The sequence below is a fragment of the Stenotrophomonas sp. STEN240 genome (assembly GCF_056756175.1).
The window spans coordinates 1-14,752 of sequence record NZ_JBRRBO010000010.1 but is presented as its reverse complement, the minus strand read 5'-3'; the positions used below and the strand labels follow the sequence as shown (position 1 = coordinate 14,752).

Below are 14,752 nucleotides of genomic sequence, written 5' to 3'. Positions count from 1 at the left end.
CCGCCTCAGTCGCCGCGCTTGTCCGGCTCGGCCAGCAGCGCACCGGCATACAGCGCCGCCAGCATCACCGTCAGCCCGCCCCAGAACGCGGAATAGAACGCCAGATGGGTATTGAACGGGAATACCGTTACCGCCAGTGCCACCGCTGCCGGGCGTGCGCGTTCGCGCGCCTCGGGCCCGGAATAGATCCAGGCCCGCAGCGCCATCGCCGCACCGGCAATCCATAGCAGCAAGCCGAGCAGGCCGGTTTCGGCAAGGATCTCCAGCACGATCTGGTGCGCGTGCAGCGCTGGGCCATCGCCCCACACCGGCGCCTGCGACGCATCCGGATTGCAGTGCGGATACGCCTCACGGAAACCACGCGCGCCCACCCCGTTGATGGGATGTTCGCGCACCATGCACAGCGCGGCCGCCCAGATCTGCGCCCGCCCGGACAAGGCTTCATTGATGCCATGAGCGCCGTCACCGAAGGCCATCGCGGTACGCTCGAAACGCTCACGCACCTGGCTGGAACCGGCAGCCACCGCAGCGACGCCAATCACCCCTGCCAGTATCAGCAACAGCAGCCACTTGCCACCGAGCAGCCGCCAACCGGAAACCAGCAGCACCAGGCCGTAGGTGATCAGCGACGCGCGCGAACCGGCATACACCAGCACCACACCCACCACCGCAGCGGCCAGCACCCAGCTCCAACGGCCCCAACGCAGGCCCACGAAAAACAGCAGGAACGGCGACAGGCTGGCCAGCACCTGGCCGAATTTCAGATTGCACGGCCCGAAGATGCCGGCCAGGCGATCGGCCATGGCTGCTTCTTCCGGTGAACACAGGCCGTGCCCGCTTAGCAGCCATTTGAGCTGGTCCAGGCCCCAGAACAAGGGGCTGGTTCCGGCAAAGGCCTGCAGCAAGGCATCGAACGCCCACACTCCCGTCACCAAGGCCAGACCACCAAAGGTGAGGCGCCGGCGTTGCGGGGTGGCCACCGCGATGGCCACCAACCACATGAAAGGTAGATAACGCAGGCCACCACCAACTTTGCCCCAGACTTTGCCCGCATCTTCGGCACCCAGCGCCGAACCCAGCTGCGGCAACCAATAGGCACAGAACAGCACGCTGGTCAGGGCCAACGCGGGCACACCCAATAGACTGCGGATGCCCGCACCTTTTTTCAGGCGCAGCAGCAACAAGCGCAGCACGGTGAACAAGGCACCCAGCACCAGCACCGACTCGGCAATGCCCGGCAGCGGCAGCAGGGCCACGTAGGCAATCACCCATACCGGCGCCCACCACCCGGGCTGGCGCGGAGGGGCGGCAAAGGACGGCTCAGCCAGCGAGTTCTGCATAGACATCCAGGGTGGCACGTTGCATGGCCTGCAACGTATACGGAATCCGCCGTGGCAGCAGCGGTGGGTTGCCCAGCAGGGCCAGCACGCACTGTGTCAGCTGCGCCATGTCCGCGTAGTCCACCGCGCCGGAAGGCTGCAGCTGACCGAGCAGCTCACCCACGCCGCCATGGTTCCAGCCTGCAACCGGGCGGCCGACCGCCAAGGCCTCCAATACGGTACGGCCAAATGCCTCCGGCTTGTCGGACAGCTGCAACACCAGATCGCTGGCGGCATAGGCTTCGGCAATGCGGGTGGTGGGTTCGCTGAGCACCAGCTGGCCGGCTACACCCAGCGTCTGCGCCAACTGCTCCAGCTCGCGCACATAGGCTTCGCGGCCGGGCTCACGCACACCGGGCATCCACAACACCGCCGGCCGGCCGGCGTTCTGCAATGCTGCCAGCAGCTGCAAGGCGTATGCATGCCCTTTCAGCCGGGTACCCCGGCCCGGCAACAACAGCAGCGGCAGTTCGCTGCCCAACTGCGGGTGGCGCGCGGCCAACGCCAGACGCGGGCGCCGGTCGCTGCGCTCCACGCGCGGGAACTGGGCCACATCCACGCCGCGCGGTATCACCCGCAGCTTGGCCGGATCGGTCTGTGGATAGTGCTGCTGCAGGTAGTCACGCACGGTCTGCGATACGCAGATCACCCGCTCCCCGCTGGCCATGATGCCGCTGTAGCGGCCGGCCGAATTCAGCCCGTGCATGGTGGTCAGCCAATGCGGGCGCTGCGCTGCCGGCATGCCACGCAAGGCGTACCAGCCCAGCCATGCCGGCAGCCGCGAACGCGCGTGCACGATGTCGGCACCGGCTTCACTGAACAGGCGCCGCAACGAGGCCACATGGCGCAGGGTAAACAGCGACTTGCGGCCGATGTCCAAGGTCAGATGCTCGGCGCCACTGTCCAGCAGCGGCTGCAGCAGTCGGCCACCTGCGGACACGACAATGGCCCGGTGACCGGCAGCCACCAGTGCCGCGGCGATTTCCAGGGTTGAACGCTCGACGCCGCCGGAATGCAGCGCCGGCAGCAACTGCACCACCGTCAAACGGCGCATCGGTCGGCGGTTCAGTCAGCCAGCACGAATACCGAACCGCAATACGGGCAGGCTGCCTCGCCATTGGGTTCGTCCTCGATCGGCAGGTAAACCCGCGGATGCGAGTTCCACAGCGCCATTTCCGGCGTCGGGCAGCTCAGCGGCAGGTCAGCGCGATGTACGGTGTAACGCTTCTCGGCATTGGCGGGCGCGGTTGCGGTATGGCTCATGGCGTCATTCACGAAAAAAACGGGTCCGCGCAATTCTAGCAGTGCCGGGCCAACGCGGCCGCCCGTGCAGCAACCGGCTCGGCAGATACAAGGGCGAGGAACCTGAAGCGGGGCCAGCCGCGCCGATGAATCCGCCCCGTCTGGTCAGGGCACTGCCGACCTGGGGCAGATAACAGGGCCGGCGAGCCGGGCACACCTTGGCAGACAGCAGAATCGGGGCTGCGACAGACAGCCCCGGGTAACCGCTTACTTGAAGTCACCGGCAACAAACACGCTCAGTTGCTCGGGTTTGAGGTGCTTGCGGATGGCGGCATTGACCTGCTCCACCGTCAGCGCCTGATAGGCGGCATCGCGCTGCGCTTCAAAGCGCATGTCACGACCATAGTAAAGATGGTCGCTCAGCAACCCGGCGACAGCGCCATCGACCGCGCGCGACTGCTCGCGCGCCACCTTCTTCTCCGCTACGGCGTCCCGCAGTTCCTGCGCGGTGATGCCGTCGGCAACCAGCCGCGCCAATTCCTCGCGCAGGGCTGCTTCCAGCTTGGCCATGTTCTCCGGCGCGGCAATGGCCTGGATGCTGACACTGCCGTTGTCGTCGCGCCCTTCGCGGCTTTCGTCGGCGCTCAGGCCCGCACCGACGTTGTAGCTCAGGCCCTCTTTCTGGCGGATGCGCTCGGCAAGCCGCGCCTTTAGCGGATCGGCACCGAGAATGCCGATGGCGATGTTCAGCGCCGGGAAGTCCGCATCGGCCAGATTGATCGAGACATTCTGCCGCGCCAGCAACACCGCATTGGGTTTGTCGGGAGTTGAAAAACGCTCGTGCTTGGCGGCCACTTCGCGGTAATGGGTGCTGATCGGCGCATACGCACGCGGCGCCTTCCAGTCGGCAAACAAGGCCTGCAGTTCGGCCTTCATCGCCACCGGATCGAAATCGCCGACCACGGCGATCTCACCGACAGAGCTGCCGTAGAAGGCCTGATGGTAGGCGCGGATATCCTCGGCCTTGATCGCCTTCAGGCGTGCCAGCGACTGATCAATCGACTCCACATGCAGTGGATGGCCAACCGGCCACGGATCGAAGTACTGGCTCAGCGCCATCGAGGCGAGCGTGCCCGGCTCCTTGCGCTGGAACTCCAGGCCGGTGATGGCCTGCAGCCGCAACTGCTCGAACTGATCGGCGGGAAACGCCGGATGGCGCAGCACATCGGCGGCTAGACGCAGCGCCTCCAGCAGCGTCTCGCGCTTGCCGTTGAGGCGGATGGCAGCCCCCTGCGCGCCGCCGCTGACCTGCGCCTGTGTATTGAGCGCATCAAAACGCGCGGCAATCTGCCCACGGTCCATGCGCTCGCTGCCCATCATCAACATCGGCCCTACCCAGCTGCCGGCGTAGCTGCGGCCGGTGATGGACAGCTCATCTGCAAAGTGAAAGCTGGCATCCAGGGTTACGGTCTGCCCGCGATTGCGCTTTGGCAGCAGCGATACCCGCAGGCCATCGCCAATGACGAAGCTCTCGGTACGCGCGGCGATGTTCTCCAGGCTGGGCTCGAACGCCTCCCCGGCAGCAACGGCAACGCGGCCTTTGTAGCCGTCCACCAGGCTGGCAACCGCCGGCGCTGCGGAAATGGCCGCACGGTCCGGCGCCGCGGTCGGCACAAAACGGCCAACGGTGCGGTTCTGCGGCTTCAGATAGGCAGCCGCGACACGGTTGACGTCGCTCGCGGTGACGCCGTCGATGGCATCGCGCTGCACGAACAGCAGCCGCCAGTCACCGGCCGCCTGGTATTCGGACAAGGCCATCGCCATCGCATTGACGTCACTGGCGCGCTTTTCGATGGCATTGCCGATACGTTGCTTGGCCGCCGCAACTTCCGCCTCGGTGACAGGGCTGGCGACGATGGCTTCGGCCTGCTTGAGCAGCTCGGCTTCGGCCCTGGCCGGATCACCTTCCTTGGGCAGCGCCGCAACCAGGGTGAACAAACCGGGATCACGCAGGGTCTCACCGCTGGCACCGGCAAACGCGACCAGCTTGGGTTCCTGCAAGACCTTGTACAGGCGCCCGTTCGGGTTGTCGCCGAGTACGTTGCCCAATACAGACAGCGGCGCGCTGTCGGCCTGCGCAAGAGCGGGAACGTGATAGCTGGCGGCAATCAATGACAGCTCGCTGCTGCGGCGTACCGTGACTTCACGTTCGCCGTCCTGCACCGGCTCCACCGTATGGAAAGCCGGCATGACCCGCGCAGGCTTCTGCAAGGGCGCGAAGTGGGCGGCAACGCGCGCCAGCACTTTCCCATTGTCGATACGCCCGGCGATGATCAACATCGCATTGTCCGGCTGATACCAGGTGCGGTAGAACGCCTGCAGGTTGCCGATCGGCACGTTCTCCACGTCCGAACGCGCACCAATGGGCATGTTGGCGTAGTTGTGCCAGTCAAAGGCCACCGAGCGCATGCGTTTCATCAATACGCCGACCGGGTTGTTGTCACCGGCTTCCATTTCGTTGCGGACCACGGTCATCTCGCTGTCCAGGTCGGCCTTGGCCACCTTGGAATTGAGCATGCGGTCCGCTTCCAGCCCCAGCAGCCAGTCCAGGGTGTCGTCGTTGGTGGGGAACGAGGCAAAGTAGTTGGTGCGGTCCAGCGAAGTGGTCGCATTCTTGTCGACGCCGCGCTGCTGCATTTCACCGGGAATATCCGGATGCTTGGGCGTGCCCTTGAACATCAGGTGTTCAAGCAGGTGTGCCATGCCGGTCTCGCCGTAGTTCTCGTGCAGCGAACCCACGCCATAGACCAGGTTGACGGTCACCGTCGGCTTGCTGGCATCGGCAAACAGCAAGACCCGCAAGCCGTTCTGCAGCCGGTACTCACAGACGCCTTCAACACAGGGGCCCGCCTGCACGCTTCTGGGCAGCGTGGCCGCCGCCTGTTCTGCCTGTGCCAACGGCGCCCATGCCAACGAGAGCGCGACGGCCCAGGCACAACAAGATAGTTTCATCATCCGGATCCAGTCCTCGGTAGTGCGATCAGTACACCCATCCCTGCGCGTACCCTGCCCTGAATTCCATCGGGCAAGTGGATAACGCCCCCCCATCATCGCAAACCCAACGGCGCTGTGGCACCCCGAAGGCGGTTCCACACACTGCAATGATTGGATGCATCGGTAGCAGCTACGCCAACTCAACGCCCACCCAACCAGCCACCAAACGAATACATCGGTGCCAGCAGACGATCACTCAGCGGCGCGCGCTCACCACTGACCTGCGCATCCAGCATCATCCCCGGCTTGAGCGGCTCCATCCTGCCGTGCGCCAGAATGGCCTGATTGGTCAACTCCACGGTGACGCGATAGAAGGCTTCCCTCACCGCTGGCAGCTCCGCGGCGAAGCTGGCCTGCTCACTGTCCACCGCGGTGCGGCTGATATGCGCGATGGTGCCGTGCTGCGCACCGAACTTCTGATGCGGGAACGCCTGGTAGCGCAGCACCACACGGTCGCCGGGCGCCATCGCCCCGATCGCACGTCCTGGCACCAGCAACTCGGCCTGCAGCCGCCCATCGCCGGGCAGCAGGCTGAGCAACGGCTGGCCCAGGCGCACCGATTGCCCCGGCTTGACCATCTGCGCAACCACCACGCCATCCACCGGCGCCTTCACCAACAACGCCGCATTGGCTTCGTTCTCGACCCGATCCAACCGCAGCTGCGCCAGATGCTCGGCATAGGCGGCATCGTTGGCCTTACGCCGGCCGGGCAGTTCACCCATGGCCTGCTTGAGCTGGGCAATCAGCCGCTGTGTTGCCGCCTGTTGCCGTCGCAGCGACTGCAGTTGCGCGGTGTAGTCCAGCACCAGCGCCTCCTGCTGCTCGGCTGCGGCGAGGCCTGCGGCGGAAGCAGCTTCAAACCCGCGTTTCCGGGTCAGCACATCGCCGGCGATGCGGATCAGCTCGCGCCGTGTACGTATCTGCAGATCGATCTGCTGCGCTTCGACGCGGGCGGCCTGCATCTGCTCGTGCAAACCGGTCGACTGTGCCGCCAGTTGTTCCTTGTAGGCCTCACGCGCCAGCACGATGCTGTCTTCCTTCTGCTGCAGGCCGTACTCAAAGGCCAGATTGGCATCGCCGATATCAGGCATCGCCCGCGCGGTGGTTACCAGTGCCAGGGTGTCGCCCTCCACCACCCGCTTGCCGTCATCCACATCCAGCCAGCGCACCACCCCGGCAACCGGCGCCAGTACCGTTGCCATTCCCTGCACCGGCACCAATCGGCCGGCAATGGTTGCCGATTCATTGCCACTGCGGATGGCCAGCGCCGCCAACGCGATCAGCACGCCCGTCAATGTACCCATCAAATACAGAGACAGTTTCCACGGCTGACTGAATTCCATCAGTGACCTCCAATGCCGAGCAGCAGCCTGCAGTTTTTCACTCGTAGTGGTTTGCGCCACGCTTGCACCATTGGTTCAACGCTTAAGAAAAAAGCTCGTCAAGCTGTCGGCGTTTTACGAACAAGCTCTGGCTGAAAGTACTTTCCGCACTGCAGCGTAGCGACATCAAACAAAGCAGGGAGCAGGTGCAAGTTACATTGGCAAAAGTCGTCAATATTGATGACGACCCCGGTTCCGATAATCCAAGAACGTAATGAACATTGACAATAAGTCTTTGCCGACTGCGCAAGCTCGCAATGGCTTAGGCTTTTAGTCGGCTCTCATGGTCAACGCTCGAGGAGAAATTTATGCATGACCATCTGGGAATCCGCATCCGCAAAGCGCGGAGAAAGATGAGGATGACGCAGGCGGAGTTGGCAGGCCAACTGAAGGTGAGCCGTAGTGCAGTAGGAAACTGGGAAAGTCCAACGGGTATATCGCCCAGCACCATGCGCTTGATCACCATCGCACTGGTCACCGATGTTTCGTTCGAATGGCTGGCAACCGGGCGTGGTGAACTTGACGCCATTTCCGCAGCCACGCCCAACGAGAATGCGGAGCTTGTGGATGATCCATCCGAACGCAGGTTGCTGCTGGCCTACCGCTCGTGCCGCGCGGCCACGCGAAAGCTGGTGCTGCAGATAGTGGAAGCGCAGAAGATCCATCAGTTCTGATCGGCAGCGGCGCCCGAGGGCTACATCGGCGCCGCTTGTGCAACACGATAGACAGGCTCCTTTGTAGGAGCGGCGTAAGCCGCGAAGCAGGAGCCCCATCAGATGGAAGAGCGCCTGGCACTTCAGGAATATTGGCTTCGCGGCTTACGCCGCTCCTACAAAACAGCGCTGCTGCAAAAAACAAAGCCGGCACAAGGCCGGCTTTGTTTGACACATGCAGGTTGGCAATCAACCGGCGCGGTCGGCTTCCATCTGCTTGCGGATCTGCGCATCCACCGCGGCGATCGCGGTCATGTTCAGTACGCGGCGCGAGCTGGCGCTGCTGGTGAGGATATGCACCGGCTTGGTCATGCCCATCAGGATCGGACCAATTGCCACGCCATTGGTGAACACGCGCACCAGGTTGTAGGCGATGTTGGCCGCTTCCAGGTTGGGCAGCACGAACAGGTTGGCACGGCCCTTCAAGGTGCTGTTGGGCAGCAGCTTGTCGCGCAGTGCTTCATCCCATGCGGTATCGCCCTGCATTTCACCGTCCACGTTCAAGCGCGGGTTGCGCTTGAGCAGCGCCTCACGCACCTGACGCATCTTCAGCGCGTCCTTGGAATCGTGGCTGCCGAAGTTGGAATGCGACAGCAATGCGATCTTCGGCTCGATGCCAAACAGCTTCATGCGGAAGGCCGCCTGCAGCGTGGACTCGACGATCTGCTCGACGCTGGGATCTTCCTGCACGTGCGTATCGACGAAGAAGAACACGCCCTGATTGTTGATCACGCCGGTCATCGCCGAGGTCGAGCTGACCTTGGCCTCCAGCGGAATCACGCTGCGCACATAGCCCAGCTTCTTGTGGAAGCGGCCAACCAGGCCCGACAGCATCGCATCGGCCTCGCCACGGGCAACCATCACCGCCGCGATCAGGGTCGGGCGCGAGCGCATCAGGTTCTTGGCGGCGGCCACGGTGACGCCCTTGCGGCCGGTCATCTCGTGGTAGTACTGCCAGTAGTCGTTGAAGCGCGGGTCGTCGTTGATGTTGGTGACTTCAAAATCAACGCCGGCACGCATGCGCAACGCCAGGCGCTCGATGCGGGCTTCGATCACTTCCGGGCGGCCGATCAGGATCGGGAAGGCCACGCCTTCGTCGATCACGTTCTGCACCGCCTGCAGCACCACTTCTTCCTCGCCCTCGGCGTAAACCACGCGCTGCTTGTCCGAACGCGCACGGTCGTAGACCGGCTTCATGAACAGACTGGTGCGGTAGACGAACTGGGCCAGCTTGTCGCGGTAGGCCGCCATGTCGGCGATCGGCCGCGTAGCAACGCCCGAATCCATCGCGGCCTGGGCCACGGCGGCGGACAGCTCCACCAGCAGGCGGCGGTCGAACGGGCGCGGAATCACATAGTCGCGACCGAAGCTGGGCACGTCACCGCCGTAAGCGGCGCCAAGATCGGAGGCTTCCTTGCGTGCCAGCGCGGCAATCGCGCGCACGCAGGCAACCTTCATTTCTTCGTTGATGGTGGTGGCGCCCACGTCCAGCGCACCACGGAACAGATACGGGAAGCACAGCGCGTTGTTGACCTGGTTCGGGTAATCCGAACGGCCGGTACCCATGATCAGGTCCGAACGCACCGAATTGGCGTCTTCCGGCAGGATTTCCGGGTAGGGGTTGGCCAGGGCGAAGATGACCGGATCACGCGCCATGCTGGCGACCATGTCCTTGGTCAGGATGCCGCCGGCCGACAGGCCCAGGAAGATGTCGGCGCCGTCGACGATCTCGGCCAGGGTGCGTTTGTCGGTGTCGCGGGCGTAGCGCGCCTTTTCCGGGTCCAGGTCGGTACGCCCGGTGTGGATCACGCCGTCGCGGTCATAGGCCAGGATGTTTTCCGGCTTCAAACCCAACGAAACCAGCATATTGACGCAGGAAATACCCGCCGCGCCCATGCCGGTGGTGGCCAGCTTGACCTCTTCGATCTTCTTGCCGGTGATGCACATGGCGTTGAGCACGGCGGCGCCGACGATGATCGCGGTGCCGTGCTGGTCGTCATGGAACACCGGGATGTTCATCCGCTCGCGCAGCTTGCGCTCGACGATGAAGCATTCCGGTGCCTTGATGTCTTCCAGGTTGATGCCGCCGAAGGTCGGCTCCAGCGAAGCGATGATCTCGACCAGCTTGTCCGGGTCGTTCTCGTTGATTTCGATGTCGAAGACGTCGATTCCGGCAAACTTCTGGAACAGTACGCCCTTGCCTTCCATCACCGGCTTGCCGGCCAGCGGGCCGATGTTGCCCAGGCCCAGCACGGCGGTGCCGTTGGTGATGACGCCGACCAGGTTGCCGCGTGCCGTCATCTCGCTGGCCATGGCGGGGTCGGCCATGATCGCTTCGCAGGCATGTGCCACACCCGGCGAATACGCCAGCGACAGGTCGCGCTGGGTCAACATGGGCTTGGTTGCCACCACCTTGATTTTGCCAGGCGGCGACATCCGGTGGTATTCGAGGGCGGCCTGCTTGAAATCTTCGTTGGACATCGAGTTGTGGGCGCTAATGGGCAAGAAGGACGGGAGATGATAACGCCGTTAAGGCAGTTGGACCTGTCGCTATGCTGTCGCACGAATGCTGCAAGTGCACAATTCGGATCTATCCACACCACGGCGTGCGCAACAGTTTCGGCCCTGATAGTGACAAGCACAGGACGCAAAAAAGTCGCGGGGCCGCCTGTTCGTCAGCAGGCCCCGCGCAAAAACGCACACACAGGTAAACCTCAAACCTTTGCTGTCGGTACCGTTGGGGGCAATTCCGACGGCTCAACGCCATCGAGCACCAGCGCCAGGCGCTGCCGATCCAGCGCCCCTTCCCAACGCGACACCACGACCGTGGCCACCGCATTGCCGATGAAATTGGTCAAGGAGCGGCATTCGCTCATGAAACGGTCCACGCCCAGGATCAATGCCATGCCGGCTACCGGCACCTCCGGCACCACCGCCAAGGTGGCAGCCAGGGTGATGAAGCCCGCACCGGTGACCCCGGCCGCGCCCTTGGAACTGAGCATGGCGACCAGCAGCAGCGCGATCTGGTGACCCAGGCTCAACTCGGTATTGGTGGCCTGGGCAATGAACAACGCCGCCAGGGTCATGTAGATGTTGGTGCCATCGAGGTTGAACGAATAGCCGGTTGGCACCACCAGCCCAACCACCGACTTGCCGCAACCGGCCTTCTCCATCTTCTCCATCAGCGAAGGCAGCGCCGATTCGGATGAGGAAGTGCCCAGCACCAGCAGCAGTTCGGCCTTGAGGTAACGGGCCAGCTTGAGCACCGAGAACCCGCACAGGCGCGCCACCGCGCCCAGGATCACCACCACGAACAGCAGCGAGGTCAGGTAGAAGGAGCCCACCAGCCAGGCCAGATTGACCAGCGAGGCAATGCCGTATTTGCCGATGGTGAAGGCAATGGCGCCAAACGCACCGATCGGCGCGGCGCGCATCAGCAGGTGCACCAGCTTGAATACCGGCGTGGTCAGCGCTTCGAGCAGGTTCAACACCGGCCGGCCTTTTTCGCCGACCGAAGCCAGCGCGATACCGAACAGCACCGCCACGAACAGCACCTGCAGGATGTTGTCACCGACGAACGGGCTCAGCAGGGTCTTGGGAATGATGTCCAAGGCAAAGCCCACCAGGGTCAGCTCATGCGAGCGCTGCACATAGCCTTCCACCGCACTCTGGTCCAGATCGGCCGGATTGATGTTCATGCCGGCACCGGGCTGCACCACATGTGCCACCACCATGCCCACTACCAGGGCCAGGGTGGAGAAAAACATGAAATACGCCATCGCCTTGGCAAACACGCGGCCAACGCTGCGCAGATGGGTCATGCCGGCGATGCCGGTGACGATGGTCAGGAAAATCACCGGCGCGATGATCATCTTCACCAGTTTGATGAAGGCATCGCCCAGCGGTTTGAGCTGCTCGGCGAACACCGGCTCGAAATGCCCCAACAGCACACCCAGCGCTATCGCGACCAGCACCTGTACGTAGAGCTGGCGGTAAAGCGGCAGCCGGCGCCCCGCAGGGGTAGCGACAGTGGCGGAAGCGGCATGCATGGGGGAAACCTCGAAGATTCACTGACTGCCGGCTTTTTTACCGGCCCCCGCGCGCAACGCCGATAACGCATTGGTGTTAAGACAGCCCTCCGGCGCACCCGCATCCGCGCTACCGGCCCGCCTGCGGCAGTGGCAAATAACCGGACAAGACCTATGGCACTGCGCCGCGATGGTGCCGGACCATCGGTACATGCCGTTCTTCCCCACCCATCGGCGCCGTATGCGCTGGCTGCTGCCGCTCACCGCCGCACTCGCCATCGCGGCGATCGGGCTGACGGCGCTGCGCCATTTCGAGCGCAGCAGTCTTGCCAGCGAAGCGGTGCGGGCGCAGACCCAGCTGCATCTTCATGGCGAAGCCCTGCAGGCGCTGATCGAGCGCCACCGCGTACTGCCGGCGGTGTTGGCGCTGGATCCGGATGTGCGCGCGTCACTGTCACAGGCCGCGCTGGGCAAACCGGAACTGGACCGTCTCAATCGCAAGCTGGAGCGCGTCAATGGCGTGGCAGCCACCTCCACCCTCACCCTGCTCGATCGCAATGGCGTGGCACTGGCAGCCAGCAACTGGCGGATGAACCGCAGTACCAACGTCGGCAACAGCTATCAGTTCCGCCCCTACTTCCGCCAGGCAATGCAGGAAGGCAGCGGCACTTTCTACGCCGAAGGCGTCACCACCGCCATGCCCGGCTATTTCCTGTCCGAAGCGGTGCGCGACGACACCGGCAAGGCGGTCGGCGTGGTGGTGGTAAAAGTGGTGCTGCGGCCACTGGAGCAGACTTGGGACGACTCCGCCGACACGGTTTTCGCCAGCGACAGCCATGGCGTGATCTTCCTCTCCAGCTACCGGCCCTGGCGCTACCTCACCCTGCATGCGCTGGGCCCGGGTGTACGCGAGGAACTGCAGCGCACGCGCCAGTACGCGCAGCTGCCGCAGCACCAGCTGCGGCGCTCTCCGGGCACCTCGCTGGGGCCGAACCAGCAACGCGTGCAGCTGGCAGATGCCGGCGAGGTGATCTGGGTATCGCAACAGCTGCCGCAACAGCAATGGACCCTTCATCTGCTGCGCAGCACCGCCGCCAGTACTGCCAGTGCGCGCAGCTTTGCCGGCGCGCTGATGGCCAGCCTTATCGCGCTGTTGTTGCTGGGCTACGGGCTATGGCAACGGCAGCGGCTGGCACGCCTGCGCGAGCGCAGCCGCCACGAACTGGAGCAGTTGGTGGAGCAGCACGCACAGGAACTGCGCACCACCGAAGATGGCGTTGTGCATGCCGCGCACGCGGCCGACTACGGCGAAAGCGCGAGCCTGCAGCATCTGCCGCAAGGCGTCTGCGTGGTCGATGCGCAGCTCAACCTGGTGGCATGGAACCGGCGCTACATCGAACTGTTCCGTTTCCCGCCGGGGCTGATCCAGGTAGGCCGGCCGATTGCCGACGTCTTCCACTACAACGCGCGGCGCGGTCTGCTTGGCCCGGGGCCGGTCGAGGAAGCGATCGAACGCCGCCTCAACCACCTGCGTTCGGCCACCCCGCATATGCATGAGCGCGAGAGCGGCGACGGCAATGTGATCGAGATCCGCGGCAATCCGCTGCCTGATGGCGGTTTTGTCACCAGCTATACCGATATCACCGCCTATCGCAACGCCGCCCGCGACCTGCGCTCATTGGCCGACACCCTCAGCCTGCGCGTCAGCGAGCGCACCCACGACCTGGCCGGCGCCAAGCGCCAGGCCGAAGAGGCCAACCAGGCCAAGACGCGGCTGGTAGCCGCTGCCGTACACGACCTGCTGCAACCCTTGAACGCAGCGCGCATGTTCCTGTCGGCCCTGCGCGGGCGTTTGACGGATGCCAGCTGCCGCGATATCGCCGACAACGTGGACAATGCGCTGACCGCGCAGGACGGCATCCTGACCAGCCTGCTGGACATCTCGCGGCTGGAGTCGGGCGCACTTGAAAAACGTGTCCGCGACTTCCCGCTGGAGCCGCTGCTGGAAGCGCTGACCATAGAGTTCGGCATCCTCGCCAATGCACGCGGCCTGCGTGTGCACCATGTGGCCACCAGTGCGGTGGTACGCAGCGACGAGGCGCTGCTGCGGCGCATCCTGCAGAACCTGTTGTCCAATGCCGTGCGCTACACCCGCAGCGGCCATATCGTCATCGGTTGCCGCCGCGACGGCGAGCAGCTGCGCATCGAAGTGCACGACACCGGCACGGGCATTCCGCAGGCACGCCAGCAGGAAATCTTCGAGGAGTTCCGTCGGCTCGACAACGCCGGCAGCGAAGAACCCGGCGCCGGCCTCGGCCTGGCCATCGTCGACCGCATCGCCCACCTGCTGGATCACCGTATCGGTCTGCGTTCCACGCCCGGGCGCGGCAGCGTGTTTTCGGTCACCCTGCCGCGCGGCGATGTCGGCTGCAGCGTATTGCCGGTGAACCCGCCAGAAGAAGCCCAGGCCGATTCCCTGCTGGCCGGTTGCCGGGCCTGGTGCATCGACGACGATCCGCGTATCAGCCTGGCCACACGCCTGCTGCTGGAACGTTGGGGCTGCCAGGTTGAATTTGCCGGCGGCGTGGAAGCGGCGCTGGCAGCGACCCGCTCGGACAATGTGCCCGACCTGTTGCTGCTGGATGTGCGCATGGGCGATATCAGCGGCCCTGCCTTGCTGCCAATGCTGGTCGAGTGCTGGGGCAGCGAGCCCGGTGTGATCCTGTTCACCGCCGAACAGGATCCCGAGCTGCGCCAGCTCGCACGCGAACGCAACTGGGGTTATGTCTCCAAGCAGGCGCGGACCGCGGCACTGCGCGCGTTGATGACGCATCTATATCAGCGCGGAAGTTGATTGGAAGGCCAAACCTGTAGTGGGGGGCGGGGAGCGGGCAGGGGGGCGGGGGGCAGGAGCCGCGGGGGGGGGGGGCGCGGCGAGCGCCGGCGGGGTGGGG

9 protein-coding genes are annotated in these 14,752 nt (G+C 64.4%); 2 read left to right on the top strand and 7 right to left on the bottom strand.

The genetic code is table 11. The features are described from left to right. Nucleotides 1–5 precede the first annotated feature (5 nt). From ACVOKO_RS06500 to ACVOKO_RS06480, 5 genes are all read right to left on the bottom strand, one after another. Complete coding sequence (locus tag ACVOKO_RS06500) at nt 6–1,340, bottom strand: O-antigen ligase family protein (RefSeq protein WP_346498208.1); 1,335 nt, start codon at nt 1,338–1,340, stop codon at nt 6–8. Continuing rightward, nucleotides 1,321–2,433 (bottom strand): glycosyltransferase, encoded by a 1,113-nt coding sequence (locus tag ACVOKO_RS06495; RefSeq protein WP_346498126.1) that lies wholly within the window; start codon nt 2,431–2,433, stop codon nt 1,321–1,323. The genes ACVOKO_RS06500 and ACVOKO_RS06495 overlap by 20 nt, the downstream gene beginning before the upstream one ends. An 11-nt stretch (nt 2,434–2,444) precedes the next feature. Then, nucleotides 2,445–2,642 carry a zinc-finger domain-containing protein gene (locus tag ACVOKO_RS06490; protein ID WP_346498125.1) on the bottom strand — a complete coding sequence of 66 codons (198 nt, stop codon included), beginning with the start codon at nt 2,640–2,642 and terminating at the stop codon, nt 2,445–2,447. A gap of 246 nt (nt 2,643–2,888) precedes the next feature. Next, nucleotides 2,889–5,633, bottom strand: a complete 2,745-nt coding sequence (locus tag ACVOKO_RS06485; RefSeq protein WP_346498124.1) for a M16 family metallopeptidase — start codon at nt 5,631–5,633, stop codon at nt 2,889–2,891. Between the two features lie 182 nt (nt 5,634–5,815). Beyond that, entirely contained in the window at nt 5,816–7,018 is a 1,203-nt protein-coding gene (locus ACVOKO_RS06480; RefSeq protein ID WP_346498123.1) for an HlyD family secretion protein, read from the bottom strand. A 347-nt stretch (nt 7,019–7,365) separates the two neighbouring features. Between ACVOKO_RS06480 and ACVOKO_RS06475 the strand changes: the two genes are divergently transcribed. Beyond that, nucleotides 7,366–7,731, top strand: coding sequence for a helix-turn-helix transcriptional regulator (locus ACVOKO_RS06475; protein ID WP_346498122.1), 366 nt, complete (start codon nt 7,366–7,368; stop codon nt 7,729–7,731). Between the two features lie 228 nt (nt 7,732–7,959). Here the strand turns inward: ACVOKO_RS06475 and ACVOKO_RS06470 are convergent, their stop codons facing one another. Together ACVOKO_RS06470 and ACVOKO_RS06465 are read right to left on the bottom strand one after the other, a co-directional pair. Further along, entirely contained in the window at nt 7,960–10,251 is a 2,292-nt protein-coding gene (locus ACVOKO_RS06470) for an NADP-dependent malic enzyme (RefSeq protein ID WP_346498121.1), read from the bottom strand. A gap of 233 nt (nt 10,252–10,484) precedes the next feature. Beyond that, nucleotides 10,485–11,819 (bottom strand): dicarboxylate/amino acid:cation symporter, encoded by a 1,335-nt coding sequence (locus tag ACVOKO_RS06465; protein WP_346498120.1) that lies wholly within the window; start codon nt 11,817–11,819, stop codon nt 10,485–10,487. A 190-nt stretch (nt 11,820–12,009) separates the two neighbouring features. On the opposite strand from ACVOKO_RS06465, the gene ACVOKO_RS06460 reads away from it, so the two are divergent. After that, nucleotides 12,010–14,652 (top strand): PAS-domain containing protein, encoded by a 2,643-nt coding sequence (locus ACVOKO_RS06460; protein ID WP_346498119.1) that lies wholly within the window; start codon nt 12,010–12,012, stop codon nt 14,650–14,652. The last annotated feature ends 100 nt before the right edge of the window (nt 14,653–14,752 follow it).

What these genes read in the sequence shown, in the direction of transcription:
- ACVOKO_RS06485 (WP_346498124.1), bottom strand. Translation starts at nt 5,633, where the DNA reads ATGAAACTATCTTGTTGTGCCTGGGCCGTCGCGCTCTCGTTGGCATGG.
- ACVOKO_RS06500 (WP_346498208.1), bottom strand. Translation starts at nt 1,340, where the DNA reads ATGCAGAACTCGCTGGCTGAGCCGTCCTTTGCCGCCCCTCCGCGCCAG.
- ACVOKO_RS06470 (WP_346498121.1), bottom strand. Translation starts at nt 10,251, where the DNA reads ATGTCCAACGAAGATTTCAAGCAGGCCGCCCTCGAATACCACCGGATG.
- ACVOKO_RS06465 (WP_346498120.1), bottom strand. Translation starts at nt 11,819, where the DNA reads ATGCATGCCGCTTCCGCCACTGTCGCTACCCCTGCGGGGCGCCGGCTG.
- ACVOKO_RS06495 (WP_346498126.1), bottom strand. Translation starts at nt 2,433, where the DNA reads ATGCGCCGTTTGACGGTGGTGCAGTTGCTGCCGGCGCTGCATTCCGGC.
- ACVOKO_RS06475 (WP_346498122.1), top strand. Translation starts at nt 7,366, where the DNA reads ATGCATGACCATCTGGGAATCCGCATCCGCAAAGCGCGGAGAAAGATG.
- ACVOKO_RS06490 (WP_346498125.1), bottom strand. Translation starts at nt 2,642, where the DNA reads ATGAGCCATACCGCAACCGCGCCCGCCAATGCCGAGAAGCGTTACACC.
- ACVOKO_RS06460 (WP_346498119.1), top strand. Translation starts at nt 12,010, where the DNA reads ATGCCGTTCTTCCCCACCCATCGGCGCCGTATGCGCTGGCTGCTGCCG.
- ACVOKO_RS06480 (WP_346498123.1), bottom strand. Translation starts at nt 7,018, where the DNA reads ATGGAATTCAGTCAGCCGTGGAAACTGTCTCTGTATTTGATGGGTACA.